The following is a 14904-nucleotide window of genomic DNA, read 5'->3' as shown; positions in this document are numbered from 1 at the left end:
GGGTTGTCCGGTTCACTTGAACATCGAGAATTGGCCGCACGCATCATTGAAGTGTGACCGGAGTAACGAGCTCCTTTCCGTCAAAAAGAGCATCAAGGTTGGATTCCAACTGCGTGATCATTTTCGAGATCGCCTTCAACGTCGCGCCGCCCGTGTGTGGAGTAAGGATCACGTTAGGGACGTCGCGCCAACGGCCGGGGTCGGTTGGCTCCGTTTCGAAGACGTCCAGGGCCGCTCCGCCGAGCCTGCCTGATTTAAGATTGAGGATCAGGGCATCTTCATCGACCAAACTTCCCCGCGCGACATTGATCAGGAGACCATTTGGGCCGAGCGCATTCTGGACTTCGTCGGAAATCATGTGTCGATTGGCTCGCTCTGCGCGACTACACACGAAAAGGACATCGCTTGCCGCAGCTAAATCGGTAAGCGTTTCCCTGCGACGCAAATCGATATCCGGTTTTGGGTGAGGACCCCACCATTCAACATCAAGCTTAAACCCAACGCATCGCGCAGCTATGGCTTTGCCGATTGCGCCCATCCCAACGATGCCAATCCTAAGTTCCTCCATGGAGCGCGTCAGCGTCTTGCGCTCGGCGCTCCACTTTCCGCTAAGCACCGCTTGATTACCTTCGACCAAACCGCGTTCCCAAGCGATCATAAGGCCTAAGGCATGGTCAGCAACGTCATCGTGGTTCACTCCCACCGCGTGGGTTACATCGATACCGCGGCCTGCTGCCCAGGCGAGGTCGATCCCGTCGTAGCCCGAGGTGAGGCAAGCTATCAGTCTTACGTTCGGAAAGTCGGATACGATCGAGCGATCAAAAGCCGCTTCGCCGGCGACAACGAGCGCCTTAACGCTTGCTTGGTCGGCCGGAGCTATCGCTTCCCAAGCCTTGAACACGGAATATTTTGCCGAAAGCTTGCGTGCAACGAAATCTATGTGTTCGTTTACAATAAGCACACCTTGCGAATGGTCTCTCATAAAAGCACTCTTTAAAAATGGAGATCCGCCTATCGAGGCTTCCGAAGAACGCGGGACGTCGCACCGCTCGGAGCGAAGGCGCTAGCCACGCTAGCGGGAGCAGGACACCCAAACGTGTCCCGCTCGATCCGCCGCACGGGAAGGGCCGTGGTCTGAGTTTCTGAGGAGCAGCTCATATGGTTAGCCGCCCCTCCAGATATGTCGATTTACTTCGCTGCTGCGGCTTCTTCGATCACCTTGGCAACACGGTCAGGATGCGAAACCATCACGACGTGAGACGCACCCTTGACCACGACCGTATCCTTCGCGTTGGCACGTTCTGCCATCCATTTCATGGCTTCGGGTGGGATGTTCTTGTCAGCCGAGCCGTAGATCGACCAGGACGGAATTTCCTTCCAGCCCGCGTTCGTTGCAGCTTCTCCGAGAGCCACATCAGTGACCGGACGCTGCGACGCGGCCATCGCAAGAGCTGCCTTCTCGGGAACGTCTGCAGCGAATTGCTTGTGGAACTTGGCCTGCTGGATGTAGAGGTCCTTCACCCCGTTCTCCAGCTCGACGGGAGTGTCGAGTGTCGGGGGAAGCGTGCTGCCTGGGAACTTGCCCGTCAGCGCGAGCGAGGATTCGCCGATGTCCGGCGCGAAAGCGGAAACGTAGACCAGGGCCTTGATCTTGCTGTCCTTGGTCGCCGCTTCCGAAATCACGGCTCCGCCGTAGGAGTGACCGACCAAGACCACGGGCGTGTCCAGACCTGAAACGATCCTTTTCACGTAGGCGCTATCACTCCTCACACTACGAAGCGGATTGGCCACCGCGACGACCTTGTAGCCATCTTTCTCGAGCTTCGCGATAACCCCATTCCAACTGGAGCCGTCGGCGAATGCTCCATGAACCAGGATGATGGTGGGTTTCGTTTCGGCAGCAAAAGCCGCCCCAGCGCTCAACGTCGTCGCGAGCATGGCTGAGCCTACGATCGTTCTCAACATGGGATTTCCTCATCCGTTAATTGCTACGGATGCATGAAGCACCGTTCATGCAGGGAGTTATTGTATGATCGGGGAGTAATTTCGGATGAGACTACCGCCAAAGCTCGCACATCTCGGGCGCTCCATCGAGGATTCGCTCCGAGATCGCGAGATCAATCGCTGGCACTTCTGTGAATTCCCCAAGCAATCGGTCGACACGCAGACGGTCCTCGTCGAACGATGCGGCGGTGGCGAAAGTCGCAAGACTGTTGGCGCATCTTAGCTGCCACGTGCGCGCCGACTGGCGCGAAGCCAACTCGAAGCCCTGCGTCAGCCATCGACGCCCTTCGCTACTGCCGCGTTGCAGGAGCTTGATACCCTTGAGGCGAAGCAGTTCCGGCTCGCACCAGCCTGCTTCTCCCGATAATGCCATTTCGAGGAGATCGAGCCCGATACGTTCTCCGCCGATCGTTATCGTGTTCTCGAGTCTAGGCCCGTTGCCCGCGAGCCTCAAGCTGGCAAGGGCTGTAGAGGGTGCGACTATGTCGGTACCAAGGGCATAGTCGAAGCCATCGGCCCATTCCTGCCATCGCACGAGTGAGTTCCGGGTCGACGTGTCGCGAAGGACCTCAAGATAATATCGGCCCTTCTCGGTCATGCCGAGGCCGAAATACACCGGACACACACCGACCGAAAACGCGAGGCAAGTCGATATCGGGTGATCGACCGCCATGACGTCAGCCGTGAGCTCGTCTAACAGCTCGAGTGAAGTGGCGATTTCTCCGCGAAGGTAGGCCGTCTTTGCCATTATCATCAGGGAAAGGGTCTTCTGGCCAAAATTCGCACCACTCGTGAGCGTGCCTCTGACATTCACTCCGTTCGCATGAAGGGCCTTTTCAGCCATTCCGAAAGCGTCCGCGTGACTGCCGAGATAATGGCTATTGTGCGCCAGTATGCGATTGACGGTCGACTCTGCTGCCACTCCCAGCTCATCGCGTAACGTTAGCGCCAGCCCGTACGCCTCGCGATATCTTCCCTGTGTGGTCAGGACGGCGCAAACGCCGCTTCTGGCCCGCAGTATCTTTGTTGCGTCACCGAGGGTTCTGGCTGATGACGCGGCGAGATCGAATTGTCGTATCGCTTCCGCGTCGCCCGCGACGCTGTGAACGTTATAGGCGATAGCGCCGTATGCAGACCGGAGTTGCGTGTCGATAGCGGGATCGCGGGCGTCCGTCCGATCAAGGACCTCGATAGCCTTCTCGATATAAAGCAATTGCTCATTCATCAGGCCGAGCTGTGTCCAAAGCAAGCCCGAACACGCCACCAGTTTCAGGAAAAGCCCCGTGTTTCCAATTGCCTCGCAGAACGCGAGCGCCAACCGCAAATCGTTGATCAACTCACCGTAGCTAGTGAGCCACTGGTATGTCGCAAGCCTGTCCCATTCGAGCTCGGCATCCTGCAAGCGCGCGAGGACAAAGCGTGCGTGCGCGTCCCGAACCGGAGTTTCCCTCATGGAGGACAGCAGCTTTATGGACGCGTATTCCCTCGTTGTCTCAAGCAGTCGAAGGGCCGTCCCGGTTTCGGACCTGCTCAAGAGGGACTTCGACTGAAGACCCCATATCGCATCCTCGATATCGTCATTGTCGAGGAACGGACGGCAGACCAAGGCAGCGCCATCTCTGGAAAATGTTTGCGCGAAAACGGAAAGGGCCTGCAGGACAGTCTTCTCATTCTCCGTCAGGAATCCATAACTCCAGTCGAGAGTCGCCTGGAGTGTCTGCTGGCGATGAGGTGCGGTGCGGCGGCCTCGTCGTAGCACTGTCAGGGGCTGGTTCAGCGAGTTCAACAGCTGGTCGAGTCCAAGGTCGATAACCCGGGCGGCGGCGAACTCTATAGCCAATGGAATGCCGTCCAACTTCCGGACGATCGCCGCGACGCGCACAAGGTCGTCGATCTGGTTTAGGGACGCGATTTCCAATGAGTGCTCTACGCGGTCCATAAACATCGCCATGGCGGAGTAGCTGGCCGGGCTGGCCGGGCTCTCTCCTTCGGCGGGGATGTCGAGTGGGCCAAGGCGTCGGACCATCTCCGAGGGAATTCCGAGGGTTTCCCGGCTGGTCGCGACGATGAAAACGTTAGGGCAGGCGAGGCTCATTCTTTCAATCACCTCCGCGGCCTGCTCGATGACGTGTTCGCAATTGTCGAAGACAAAGATCATCTTGCTGTGCCCGATAGCGGCGATGATCCCTGGCATTGGGTCTGAACCATAGACCGACAAACCCATCAACGAGGCGAGCGTAGGCCCGATCCTAGCTCCGGATTTGAGTGCAGCGAGGTCCACGAAGAAGGCGGATTCGTACTCTTCGCGGATGGTGTTGGCGAATTCGATCGCAACGGTCGTCTTCCCGATGCCACCGGGACCGACAACACTCATGACGCGCGTCCTACGCGCTTCGAGACACCTCCGGATAAAGTCTCCCCGACCTATGATGCTTGTGTGCATACCGGGCAGATTTCCTCTGACTTCCAAGATGCGCGGTGCGGGGATTTCGACGGGTTTCTGGCGTTGAACGGAAGCGGACAGCAGGTATCCGCGACCTGCGACGCTCTGCACGAGGTCATCCGTTTCTCCCGTCGCGAGAGCCTTTCTGAGTGCCATGATCTGGACGCGCAGGGAGTTCTCAGCGGACGTGCTTCCTGACCAGACGGCATCGAAGAGCTCTTCTCGCGTGACGACTTCACCTGCTTTGGAAGCGAGTACAACAAGGATGTCCAGCGCCTTTGAGCCGAGTTTGACGGGGTTTCCCGCTCGCGTCAGGAGCCGTCGAGATTCATCGAGTTCGAATTCGAAAAATCTCAGCACAGCCATATAGTTCCCCTCGACCTCGCAGGAATTTGGACAAGAAAAGCAATCCATTCGGAACGCCTTGATCGCGTCATAACCCGTCGGGGGGCCGCGCTATACCTAGCCATAGGGTTAGCTTGATCAGACCCTTTTGCCCGTCATAACTGGACTGAGCATCGAAGGGGATGCCACCGGATGAAGATTGGTAACGCCGAGATCACTCGCATCGAGGAATATCACGGCTTGGGGTTCCCGCCGCAAGCGTTCCTTCCCGACTGGAGTGATGCGGCCGTAGAGAAACACCTGCACTGGATGGTTCCCGCCCACTATTCGCCTGAAGACGGGCGATTGATGGGATCGATTCACAGCTGGCTGATCAGGCTGCCGAACCTTACCGTTCTGGTTGATACATGCAGCGGCAACCACAAGAACCGACCGGACAGCCCGTTCTTTTCGATGATGAGTTCGCGGTATATGGAAAACCTCGCGGCAGCCGGTATAGACCCTGACGATATTGACATCGTCTTCTGCACACATCTCCACATCGATCACGTGGGCTGGAACACGCGCCTCGTGGACGGACGATGGGTACCGACGTTCAAGAACGCCAGATACATTGCATCCCGCTCCGAGTTCGAGCAGCTTTTGGCGGACGAGAGGGCACTTCCCGACAACGAGAACATGATCGTCGATACGATCCAGCCGATCACTGACAGCGACCAATGGCTCCTCGTCGATACGCCATACCAAATCTGCGACGAACTGCGCATTGAAGAGAGTCCCGGACATACGCTCGGGCACTGCCATTTGATTCTGACGTCAGGAGACGGCAAGGCTGTTTTCACTGGGGATATCGTCCACCATCCCATCCAGATCCACATTCCGACCTGGAGTTCGGCCGCATGTGCTTCCCCGGACCTTGCCGTTTCCACACGGCTCAGTTTGCTAGAAAGCCTAAGCGAGACCGGAACATGGTTGATGCCGGTCCATTTTGCCAAGCCATTTTGCTGCCGTGTAGGGAAGCCGGAAGACGGTGGGTTCGTTTGCCTTATGGCCTGAAGCAAGGATATCGCGGAATTCAGTTGTATCCTGCCTGATGGGGCTCAGATAAGTGAGCGGGCACACCAATTTCTTGGTATGCCCGCCCCAAAGTACGGTCGGCGACGTTACTGCATTAGCTCTTCACGAACGCCAGGAGGTCCGGGTTGATGACGTCTGCGTGCGTCGTCAGCATGCCGTGCGGGTAGCCTGGATAGACCTTGAGCGTCCCATTCTTGAGTAGCTTCACGGACAGCCGCGCCGCGTCGTCGATAGGGACGATCTGGTCATCGTCGCCGTGCATGACCAACGTGGGCACCGTGATCTTCTTGAGGTCTTCGGTCTGATCGGTTTCGGAGAACGCCTTGATGCCGTCGTAATGGGCCTTTGCGCCACCGATCATGCCCTGCCGCCACCAGTTCTGGATGACGCCCGGATAGACCTTTGCGCCGTCGCGGTTGAAGCCGTAGAACGGGCCGGAAGCAACGTCGAGATAAAACTGCGCTCGGTTGGCTGCCAAACCGTTGCGAAGGCCGTCGAAGACGTCCATCGGAAGGCCGCCGGGATTGGATTCGGTCTTGAGCATAAGCGGCGGAACGGCGCTCACCAGTACGGCCTTGGCGACGCGATTCTGGGGTTCGCCATACTTCGCGACGTATCGTGCGACTTCGCCGCCACCTGTCGAGTGGCCGATGTGGACTGCGTTCTTGAGGTTCAGGTGCTCATAAACGGCCGAGGCGTCAGCCGCGTACTGGTCCATTGTGTGACCATCGGCCACCTGGGACGAGCGCCCATGGCCGCGGCGGTCATGGGCGACGACGCGATAGCCGTGCTGGACGAAGAAAAGCATCTGGGCGTCCCAGTCGTCAGACGATAGCGGCCAGCCATGATGGAAGACGATCGGCTGGGCGTCCTTAGGACCCCAGTCCTTGAAATACAGCTCGACGCCGTCCTTGGTTTTTACGAAAGCTTCGGTCATTTCGAATTCTCCATTGTTGTCCGTGGTTCTCTTCTTGTCGGCTGCGTCAGCGACCGGCACAAACATAGAGAAAGAGACGGCTGCCCCTGCAATGAGTGTCTGTCGGCGGGAAAGGTCGTAGGTCACAAGGCGCTCCATTATTCGTGCCGGGTCTCGGCATGCACTGGAAGCTATAGGCAGCGAGGTTCGGATTATTGTAGGATTGGGCACGCCCGTTGCAGTCGGTGGACGCGGTGCAGGCCCCCTCTTTGCGTCCCGGCAGCCTTGGTTCGACGACGTCATCTCGGGACTTCAGCGATTGGCCGTATCACTTTGAGTTCTGATCGATCCCGGAAGGACGGATTGGAGCGCTATCTGGTTCACGTTTCGAAAGCCCTGAAACCTTGAGGACATCTATGAATGCCTTCAGACCCGGTGGGAGCAATCGCCTGCCCGGATAGTAGAGGTATATGCCGGGGTAGGGCGGGCACCATTCTTCCAGCAGCGAACTCAGCTGCCCGGAGCTCAGATATGGGGCCGCCATGATCTCCGGAACGAAAGCGATACCCATTCCGGACAACGCCGCCTTGAGCATGTGCTCTGTCCGGTTGAGTGTCAGCGTTCCCTGGACCTCAACGGGATGGGGGCGACCGGCTAATTCAAACTCCCATCGGTAGTTCCGGCCCGCAGGGGTTCGCGACCGGATGCAGTTATGCAGCGCGAGGTCATCAGGGGTCGCCGGGATCTCCCTACCATGCAGATACGCGGGAGAAGCGACCACAAGCATACGCGATGGCCCTCCGACGTGGATGGCTATCATGTCCAGCGGGACCGCTTCACCAAGCCGGAACCCAGCGTCGAAACCCTCGGCGACGATATCGACGAAAGCGGCCTCGGCAACCAGATCCACAGACATCTCCGGGTACTTCTGGAGGAAATGAGGAATGACGGTCTCCACGAGCATCATCGCAACCGTGTCGGAAGCCGTCAGCCTCAGTACCCCCCGCGGCAGGTCTTTTGAGTCGTTCACCTCTCTCAGCGCGGTGTCGAGTTCAAGAAGCAGGGGGCTTACGCGTGTCACCAGCCGCTCGCCCGATTCCGTCGGCGACACGCTACGGGTCGTCCGGTTGAAAAGCCTGGCTCCGAGCCGAGTTTCGAGGTCGCGGATGATATGGCTAAGCGTGGAAGGCGAAATCTCCAGCTCGTCCGCGGCCTTACGAAAACTGCGTAGCTTGTAAACAGTCGCTAGCGCGGTCAGCTCCGAGAGCGTCGGACGCTCATTCATGGCCATTTCCCCATTGGTTCGTGCGGGATTGCACAATTCTACCACGCAATGCAAATGCATATTGTCTTACGAGGCATTCCCAACAAGGAGATTTGCAATGTCGAAGACATGGTTCATTACAGGCATCAACAGCGGCCTCGGTCGCGAAATGGCGACACAAGCCCTTGAGAACGGTGACCGGGTTGCCGGCACGGTTCGGAAGCAGGGTTCGGTCGACGACCTCAAGGCGTGCTATCCCGATAGGCTTTGGGTTGCGCAGCTGGATCTCACCGACATCGAGGCGATCGAAGGCTGCGTGAAGGCTGCCTTCGCAAAATTCGGTAGCATTGACGTCATCGTCAACAACGCCGGATACGGGCTCTTCGGCGCGGCCGAAGGGCTTTCGACTGACCAAATACGGCACCAGATAGACACCAACCTCGTTGGCCCGATCGAGGTGACGCGGGTTGCCATCCCTTATCTCCGCCACCAGGGCGGCGGCCGCATCATCGCGATCTCCACCTATGGCGGTCAGGCGACGCATCCGGGCGCTTCACTCTACCACGCCAGCAAATGGGGCATCGAGGGATTCTTCGATTCACTTTCCCAGGAGCTCGCTCCGTTGAACATCGGCGTCACGATCATTGAGCCGGGTTCCGCCCGCACGACTTTCCGCGAAGCCGCCGCCGCCAACGCTGGTTCGGCGCCCGACGCCTACAACGGAACACCAGTGGGCATGGTGAAGGCCTTTCTTTCCGATACCTCGAGAATGCCTGTCGGGGATCCGGAGAAAATGGCGTCCGCCATTCTGGAAAGCGCGTGCGAGACACCAGCACCGCGTCGCCTTGTTCTGGGAAGCGACGCGTTTGCCGCTATCGAGAAGGCGCTCCAGGCACGCACGCACGAGCTCGAAACCAGCAGGGCAATCGCTCCGACCACCGACTTCCGCTAAGTCCTCTGCGCTATCAGGTGCGTGCCGCGCGGGAGCACTTTTCCGCGGCAGGATCGTTCAATATGCGCAACTGGCCCGCCGTTAACGTTCCGGCGGGCCTCATGACGAGACGTCAGGGCCGAATGCTTTCTGGGTCATGGCGGAATACCCCGCACAACCCGATGTATCGGAAAGGCGGGTCGCCGTGGGATTTACCCCGTGGAAGCTGACAGAAGAAAAGCGGCGAGTGCGAGTCGCGGTTCCGAGGCAGCATTTCTACCAGGACAACGAGCCTTTCGAGTACCCCGAAGGACAGCGCCCCGCTATCCCCGGCGCTCCAGGATTTCCGCCGCACCCGACGCGCCGACGCATTGTCTTTGCATTCACCTCAGTCCTCGTCGGAATCACCGGAGCGCTCGGAAACGCGATCGTCGCGGCCAATCTCCCGTATCTTCAGGGCGCGCTTGGTCTCGACCTCAGCGAGGCTGCTTACCTCTCCGTCGCCTACTTGGTGACGAACGCCATCACGGGTTGCGTGCTCGTGAAATACCGCCAGGAGTTCGGGATCAGGTCTTTCTGCATGATCTTCCTGACGCTGCAGGCCCTTCTGATCAGCTCTCACCTGTTCGTCCATGGGTTGGCGGGGGCCATCCTGGTGCGGGCGGCGAGTGGGATATCGGCCTCAGCGCTAACGACCCTCGGGGTGTTCTACATGATCCAGGCGTTTCCGGCGGCACATAGGCTCAAGGCCGTATGCCTCGGCATCGGGACGCCGCAGCTTTCCCTTCCTCTCGCCTGGCTTATACCAAAGGACTTCCTGGCCTTCGGAAACTGGAATGGGCTCTACCTTTTTGAACTTGGCCTGTCCCTTACGGTTCTCGGTATAGTATCTATCGTCCGCCTCCCGCCGAGCGTGAGATCCAAAGCCTTCGAGCCCCTGGACGTTGTCAGCTTCTCCCTATACGCGGTGGGCTTTATCTTGTTCGGGTCGGCCATGGGGCTCGGGAGCTATCTCTGGTGGACCAACGTGTCCTGGATTGGCTGGTTCTTCACGGCCTGCATCCCCTGTTTCGCGCTCTTCGTTTCAATCGAGGCGCATCGCAAGCGGCCATTGGTCGACGTGAAGTGGCTTTCGGCCGGAACGTTCGTCAGATGGGCGTTGATCGCCGTGCTCTGCAGGTTCGTGCAGTCTGAACAGACGATCGGAGTCCTGACGATGCTGCGCGATTTCGGACTTGCGAACGATGACATCATACCTCTGACGGGCGCTATCTTTGTCGGGGCGCTGCTGGGACTGACCGCTGCGGCTTTGACCGTTTCTCCGGCACGACTCTCCTATATGGTACTCGCTTCCCTCTTCATCGTCGTGGCGGCGACGTATCTCGACACCGGATCGAGCGTGTCGACACGCGTCCCGCAGTTACTGATCACGCAGGGAATGATGGGGTTCGCGGGGACGCTGTTCATCGGTCCTCTCTTTATCTTCGGCCTGGGAAGGGTTCTTGCCGACGGCGGGGTGCGGATGACGAGTTTCATCGCGCTCTTCAACGTGACGCAATCCGTCGGAACGCTGACGGGGAACGCCTTCACGCAAACCTACCTCTTCCACGCCCAGCAATACCACCTCGGGACCTACGCTGCCCAGGCGGCGAAATCCGAATCCGATGTGACGGCGCTGCTCTCCTCGCTTACCGCGCAATACTCCCCCCTGATAGCGGACCCCGTGCTGAGATCGGCAGAAGGTGTTGCCGCACTCTCTCAGCAAATCTCCCTCTATGCCCGTGTCGCCGGATACGTGGACGTATTCACCGCCATTTCGCTTGCCGCATCGGCCGGGATGGTCGCGCTTGCAGCCGTCATCGCGGTGAACGCGATCAAGCAATATTGGAGTAAAGCTTCATGAACGCGGTCTCCCCGATCCCCTCCGTCGCGACGTCGCGGGCAGCGGACGAAACCCCGCCTCAGCAGCAGCTATGGCAACCAAAGATCAGCAGTCTGTTGACGCGGGTCTTCGCCGTCGCCCTTGTGGGGGTAGGCATGGCTGCGATCTTGGCCGCTTGGCAGCTGCCACCTTTCTCCACAAGGGTGGTGAAAACAGACAATGCCTATGTCCGTGGACGGACGACGGTTATCAGTCCGCAGGTGACTGGATATATCCGGGAAATCTCGGTGAAGGACTATGCCGCTATCAAACAGGGCGATGTCCTCCTGCATATCGACGACCGGGTCTACCGGGCACAGGTTGCCGCCGCCCAAGCCGACCTAGACATCGCTAGTTCCAATCTGGCGAACAACAAGCAGACGATAGCCCAGAGAAAACTCGATATCGCGACCGCGGAAGCAAAGATTGCCAGCGCGAATGCTCAATTTATTAAGGCGGAGGCTGACTTCAAACGGGCGTCGCAGCTCGCGGGGCAGGGGTCAGGTTCTGTCAGCGCCGAAGACGCTGCCCGCGCATCGCGAGGTGTGGCTGTTGCGGCTGTCCAAGAGGCAGCCGCGTCTCGGGGCAGTGCGGAGCAGGCACTAAGGGCCGCCAGCGTGAATGAGAAGGCTCTCGAAGCGGACGTCGAGAGCACCAGGGCCAAACTGCAACTCGCAGAGATCGACCTCGGTTATACAGTCGTGAGCGCTCCCGAAGACGGGAAGCTTAGCGACGTGAGCGCCAGACAGGGCCAATATGTGACGAATGGCAGCCAGCTGATGTTCGTGGTGCCCAAGGCACGTTGGGTCATCGCCAACTTCAAAGAGGCACAGTCGGCGGCGATACGCCCGGGACAGCGCGCTTGGTTCTTTGTCGACGCATTGGCGGGGGTCCGCTTCGACGGGACAGTCGAGGACATTTCGCCCGCTGCCGGATCCGAATTTTCTGTTTTGCGCACCGACAATGCGATCGGCAACTTCACGAAGATACCGCAACGTATCGCTGTCCGCATCCAGATCGACGAGAACCAGCCAGATATCGAAAGGCTCGGCCCGGGAATGTCCGTGGAAGCCCATGTCGATACCTCATCTAACAACACGCCGTAATCAGCCATTCAGGAGGCAAGCATGGCGGATGCTCAACGATCCAACGGACCACCGGCCGCGAGATTGAAACGCCATGCCCTCCGCAAGGCACAATCGGCATGTGAAGTTTCCCGAGTACTAGGGATAAAATATGGGAAACGACTTCAAGCAGCCGGAAAGCACGGTGGAGATCACGTAGAAGGTGCCGCCGGAGATCACCGTGAGAGCGAGGAGCGGCCCGACATCCGCCAACGACGGGTTATCGTCGGCTGACGTAGCTTCGAATGTCTTGGCGCGGATGACATTGTCGTTCGCAGCGAGCATGCCCCGTGCGACCACTCGTGGCTTCGTCCGCCCTAGCGGAACCTGTCTGAAGATGCACGAAGTTTCTGAAAGCTTGAGAGCCATGTCGTCACCAATCGGTTCGAGTTGATCATCCCTCTCTGCTATGGGTAAACCCATGCCATGCGGGTCTATAGTACGATCGTTCTCTCTAGGGCTGCCCACCGAGGGAGCCACCGACGACCTCGGTGGCGACGGAATTCTACAATCGTCGTTGTGGTGCAGGGGGATGGTTGGCGGACATGAAAAAGAGCCCTTCAGCAATGAGACATGCCGATCCCGCGATGAGAGAATGTATCGAGAACTGCCTGTGCTGCTACAGCGTCTGCTTGTCCACGGCGCCTGGAGATGGGCGGGAAGCACACCGAGCCGGCCCACTTCATGCGGGAATGCGTCGAGGCGTGCCGCGTGTGCGCGAAAAGCTGCACCGAGATGGCTGCTTGAAACCATTATAACCGATGGTCCGTATATGCGGATCATCGGCTATTCCGTGCGTTGCTTGCCGAAGCTACGAAAGCGAAACTTCAAGGGGGATAGGATTTCGCATCGAGTTGGCGACCGGGGAGAAGTAGTTCGCCTGCCTGACAATCTCTTCCAATTCCTCGCGAGTGGCGTCGCCTTCGACATCCACCTTCACCCGGATCGCCTGAAAACCCATCTGCGAAGGCTCACGGGACGCGCCACCTGCGCCCCAGGCAGCGGTATTCCCAACATCCCCCTCGACATGAAGTTCGAGCCGAGAAAGCGGACATTCTTGAATGTGGCAACCGCAGTAATCCCGACGGCGAGGCATCCGCCTAGACCCGAAAGTACGATTTCGCCGGGTGCCGGCGCGGTGTCTTGGCCGAACAGATGCAGAGGCTCATCGACGATGACCGGATCGTGGTCGCCGACATAACTCAACGTACGATACTGCCCCTCACAGACCGTGTGAACTATGTTCGTACCGCGACGTTCGGGGTTCTCCCGGCCACTTTGGGCAAAGGTGATAAGGCCGTCCCGATCGATAGGGCGAAGATAGGCTTTGATGGTTTTTTTCAATTCGTGTTGCGACATCGCTGTTTCCTTCGAATTGCGCTTAGTGACGAGACATTGGTTAAGTGTGCAGGCAAGGTCCGCTTCCGCCTGAGAATGCTGATTGGGCTCGCCTAAAAGTCACGCCACAAGATTAAGCCGCTACAGGCCGTGCTCGAAGGAAGACGAAGCCGCGCTTTTTGCACGATCACTGGTGCTATCGATTGTTTGACCGAAGGCTGCGGTCAATTATGACAAGAGACCTGTCAGGCTGGATCTTGTAGGTCTCGGTGTAGTTCTGCAGCCCCGAGGTGAACTCATGGGTAAACGTACTGCCGGCAGGTGATTTTTGAAGGCGATGGGCAGGTTGACCCTGGTAGATGATACTGCCTGGGATTGGCTCAAGTGCGTATGCAAATGCGGATGACATAAAGAAGGCTGGGACGCCAAAGGCGGCAAGTGCGAGTTTCATTGTACGATCCTCAAGGTGGCCAGGGACTGTGCCCTGCATGAGGTGAATATGAGCGTCGCCGTGCCCTGCTTATTGTAGGATAACGCACTGGTCGGGCACCTTAAACGCACGATCGGACAATCTCCAAATCGCTTCGTGACAAATCCTATCACCGGAGTTCGGTTGATCGACACATTCGTGTCGAACTCGAGCGAGTGGAGGTAGTGAGATGGCGAATGTGCTTCCGGATATAGGCGAGGTTTCATATCTCGAAATCGACGGCGTCAACGTGCGTTTGGCAACTGGTGGGAGTGCTGACGGTATCCCCGTAATGATTTCCAGCCCCTGGCCGGAGAGTATCTACGCATTCAGGGGTATCGTGGAGCATATTGGTAAGTTTGCTCCATACGTCGCCATCGACCTTCCGGGCTTCGGGATGTCGCAGGGGCGCTCCGATCTGATGTCGCCGACCAGAATGGGCCATTTCATCGCCCGTGCGGCATGGAAACTGGGCATCAAGCGTATGCACGGCATCGGCCCCGATGTCGGCGCGCTTGCTATGCTTTCATCTGCCGCTGACCATCCAGCTCTGTTCGAGAGCCTTGTCGTTGGAAGCGGTGCGACAAGTGTCGAGCTTGCGGCCGGCGGACTTACCGACCTCATCTCGTCGCAGCCTGGGGCGTTCGCCGAGGAGGAGGGAGGTGATCTCGCAGTTGGTTTCGTCACTCAGTCCGCGGCTAATCCCACTCCCCCGGCTGTCATGGAGGACTACTGGCTATCGTCATCGGCAACACGCTTCGATCAAGCAGCGAATTTTGTCCGTTCATATCCGGAAGAGTTACCAACTCTCAAAGAACGATTGAGGGTGATCCAGTCCCCGGTACTTGTTCTCGCCGGCCGCGACGATCCTCTCGTCCCGCCTGCAAATGGGCAACTCCTTGTCGAACACATCAAGCACAGTCGCCAAGTCTTGCTCGAGGGCGGACACTTGATCTGGGAAGATGCAGCCTCACTGTACGGCGCGGCGATCGCTGACTGGATCAATGGAGGCTACAGCCACCTCGCCAATAATTACAGTGAGTCTTAATCACGTGGATAGAAAGGTGGGTGG

The 14904-nt window shown here is 58.4% G+C and carries 12 protein-coding genes; 5 read left to right on the top strand and 7 right to left on the bottom strand.

Features of this window, described 5'->3' with window-relative positions; genetic code table 11:
- Nucleotides 1-43: 43 nt before the first annotated feature.
- The 3 genes from HNQ72_RS17375 to HNQ72_RS17365 all read right to left on the bottom strand — a co-directional run bounded on the left by HNQ72_RS17375 (nt 44) and on the right by HNQ72_RS17365 (nt 4813).
- Entirely contained in the window at nt 44-982 is a 939-nt protein-coding gene (locus tag HNQ72_RS17375; protein ID WP_183993612.1) for a 2-hydroxyacid dehydrogenase, read from the bottom strand.
- A gap of 206 nt (nt 983-1188) precedes the next feature.
- Nucleotides 1189-1965, bottom strand: a complete 777-nt coding sequence (locus HNQ72_RS17370; protein ID WP_183993610.1) for an alpha/beta fold hydrolase — start codon at nt 1963-1965, stop codon at nt 1189-1191.
- A gap of 91 nt (nt 1966-2056) precedes the next feature.
- Nucleotides 2057-4813 carry an ATP-binding protein gene (locus HNQ72_RS17365; protein ID WP_183993608.1) on the bottom strand — a complete coding sequence of 919 codons (2757 nt, stop codon included), beginning with the start codon at nt 4811-4813 and terminating at the stop codon, nt 2057-2059.
- Nucleotides 4814-4984: 171 nt separating this feature from the next.
- Between HNQ72_RS17365 and HNQ72_RS17360 the strand changes: the two genes are divergently transcribed.
- A complete protein-coding gene (locus tag HNQ72_RS17360; RefSeq protein ID WP_183993606.1) occupies nt 4985-5848 on the top strand; it encodes an MBL fold metallo-hydrolase in 864 nt (287 codons plus the stop codon).
- Nucleotides 5849-5963: 115 nt separating this feature from the next.
- On the opposite strand, the gene HNQ72_RS17355 is transcribed toward HNQ72_RS17360, so the two are convergent.
- Together HNQ72_RS17355 and HNQ72_RS17350 are read right to left on the bottom strand one after the other, a co-directional pair.
- Nucleotides 5964-6806, bottom strand: a complete 843-nt coding sequence (locus HNQ72_RS17355) for an alpha/beta fold hydrolase (protein ID WP_373289486.1) — start codon at nt 6804-6806, stop codon at nt 5964-5966.
- A gap of 307 nt (nt 6807-7113) precedes the next feature.
- Nucleotides 7114-8070, bottom strand: a complete 957-nt coding sequence (locus tag HNQ72_RS17350) for a LysR family transcriptional regulator (RefSeq protein ID WP_183993602.1) — start codon at nt 8068-8070, stop codon at nt 7114-7116.
- Nucleotides 8071-8167: 97 nt separating this feature from the next.
- Here HNQ72_RS17350 and HNQ72_RS17345 point away from each other — a divergent pair, with 97 nt between their 5' ends.
- The 3 genes from HNQ72_RS17345 to HNQ72_RS17335 all read left to right on the top strand — a co-directional run bounded on the left by HNQ72_RS17345 (nt 8168) and on the right by HNQ72_RS17335 (nt 12007).
- Complete coding sequence (locus HNQ72_RS17345) at nt 8168-9001, top strand: SDR family oxidoreductase (protein WP_183993600.1); 834 nt, start codon at nt 8168-8170, stop codon at nt 8999-9001.
- 184 nt (nt 9002-9185) lie between these two features.
- On the top strand, nt 9186-10883 hold the full coding sequence (locus HNQ72_RS17340; RefSeq protein ID WP_183993598.1) for an MFS transporter: 1698 nt from the start codon (nt 9186-9188) through the stop codon (nt 10881-10883).
- Nucleotides 10880-12007: an HlyD family secretion protein gene (locus HNQ72_RS17335; protein WP_183993596.1), complete on the top strand. Its 1128-nt coding sequence runs from the start codon at nt 10880-10882 to the stop codon at nt 12005-12007. Before HNQ72_RS17340 ends, HNQ72_RS17335 begins: the two co-directional genes overlap by 4 nt.
- A gap of 117 nt (nt 12008-12124) precedes the next feature.
- Here HNQ72_RS17335 and HNQ72_RS17330 read toward each other — a convergent pair whose 3' ends face one another.
- Together HNQ72_RS17330 and HNQ72_RS30565 are read right to left on the bottom strand one after the other, a co-directional pair.
- Complete coding sequence (locus HNQ72_RS17330; protein WP_183993594.1) at nt 12125-12310, bottom strand: hypothetical protein; 186 nt, start codon at nt 12308-12310, stop codon at nt 12125-12127.
- Between the two features lie 526 nt (nt 12311-12836).
- Nucleotides 12837-13121 (bottom strand): OsmC family protein, encoded by a 285-nt coding sequence (locus HNQ72_RS30565; RefSeq protein WP_244654523.1) that lies wholly within the window; start codon nt 13119-13121, stop codon nt 12837-12839.
- A 901-nt stretch (nt 13122-14022) separates the two neighbouring features.
- Between HNQ72_RS30565 and HNQ72_RS17320 the strand changes: the two genes are divergently transcribed.
- Nucleotides 14023-14880, top strand: a complete 858-nt coding sequence (locus HNQ72_RS17320; protein ID WP_183993592.1) for an alpha/beta fold hydrolase — start codon at nt 14023-14025, stop codon at nt 14878-14880.
- Nucleotides 14881-14904: the final 24 nt, after the last annotated feature.

Source organism: Aliirhizobium wenxiniae (assembly GCF_014201355.1).
GTDB classification, from domain to species: domain Bacteria; phylum Pseudomonadota; class Alphaproteobacteria; order Rhizobiales; family Rhizobiaceae; genus Neorhizobium; species Neorhizobium wenxiniae.
Note: the sequence above shows the minus strand (reverse complement) of the source record. Positions and strands in the feature narration are given on the sequence as shown.

Excerpts from the sequence above, each read along its gene's own strand:
- HNQ72_RS17350 (WP_183993602.1), bottom strand. The coding sequence starts at position 8,070 with ATGAATGAGCGTCCGACGCTCTCGGAGCTGACCGCGCTAGCGACTGTT.
- HNQ72_RS17330 (WP_183993594.1), bottom strand. The coding sequence starts at position 12,310 with ATGCTCGCTGCGAACGACAATGTCATCCGCGCCAAGACATTCGAAGCT.
- HNQ72_RS17335 (WP_183993596.1), top strand. The coding sequence starts at position 10,880 with ATGAACGCGGTCTCCCCGATCCCCTCCGTCGCGACGTCGCGGGCAGCG.
- HNQ72_RS30565 (WP_244654523.1), bottom strand. The coding sequence starts at position 13,121 with ATGCCTCGCCGTCGGGATTACTGCGGTTGCCACATTCAAGAATGTCCG.
- HNQ72_RS17360 (WP_183993606.1), top strand. The coding sequence starts at position 4,985 with ATGAAGATTGGTAACGCCGAGATCACTCGCATCGAGGAATATCACGGC.
- HNQ72_RS17320 (WP_183993592.1), top strand. The coding sequence starts at position 14,023 with ATGGCGAATGTGCTTCCGGATATAGGCGAGGTTTCATATCTCGAAATC.
- HNQ72_RS17370 (WP_183993610.1), bottom strand. The coding sequence starts at position 1,965 with ATGTTGAGAACGATCGTAGGCTCAGCCATGCTCGCGACGACGTTGAGC.
- HNQ72_RS17355 (WP_373289486.1), bottom strand. The coding sequence starts at position 6,806 with ATGACCGAAGCTTTCGTAAAAACCAAGGACGGCGTCGAGCTGTATTTC.
- HNQ72_RS17345 (WP_183993600.1), top strand. The coding sequence starts at position 8,168 with ATGTCGAAGACATGGTTCATTACAGGCATCAACAGCGGCCTCGGTCGC.
- HNQ72_RS17365 (WP_183993608.1), bottom strand. The coding sequence starts at position 4,813 with ATGGCTGTGCTGAGATTTTTCGAATTCGAACTCGATGAATCTCGACGG.
- HNQ72_RS17375 (WP_183993612.1), bottom strand. The coding sequence starts at position 982 with ATGAGAGACCATTCGCAAGGTGTGCTTATTGTAAACGAACACATAGAT.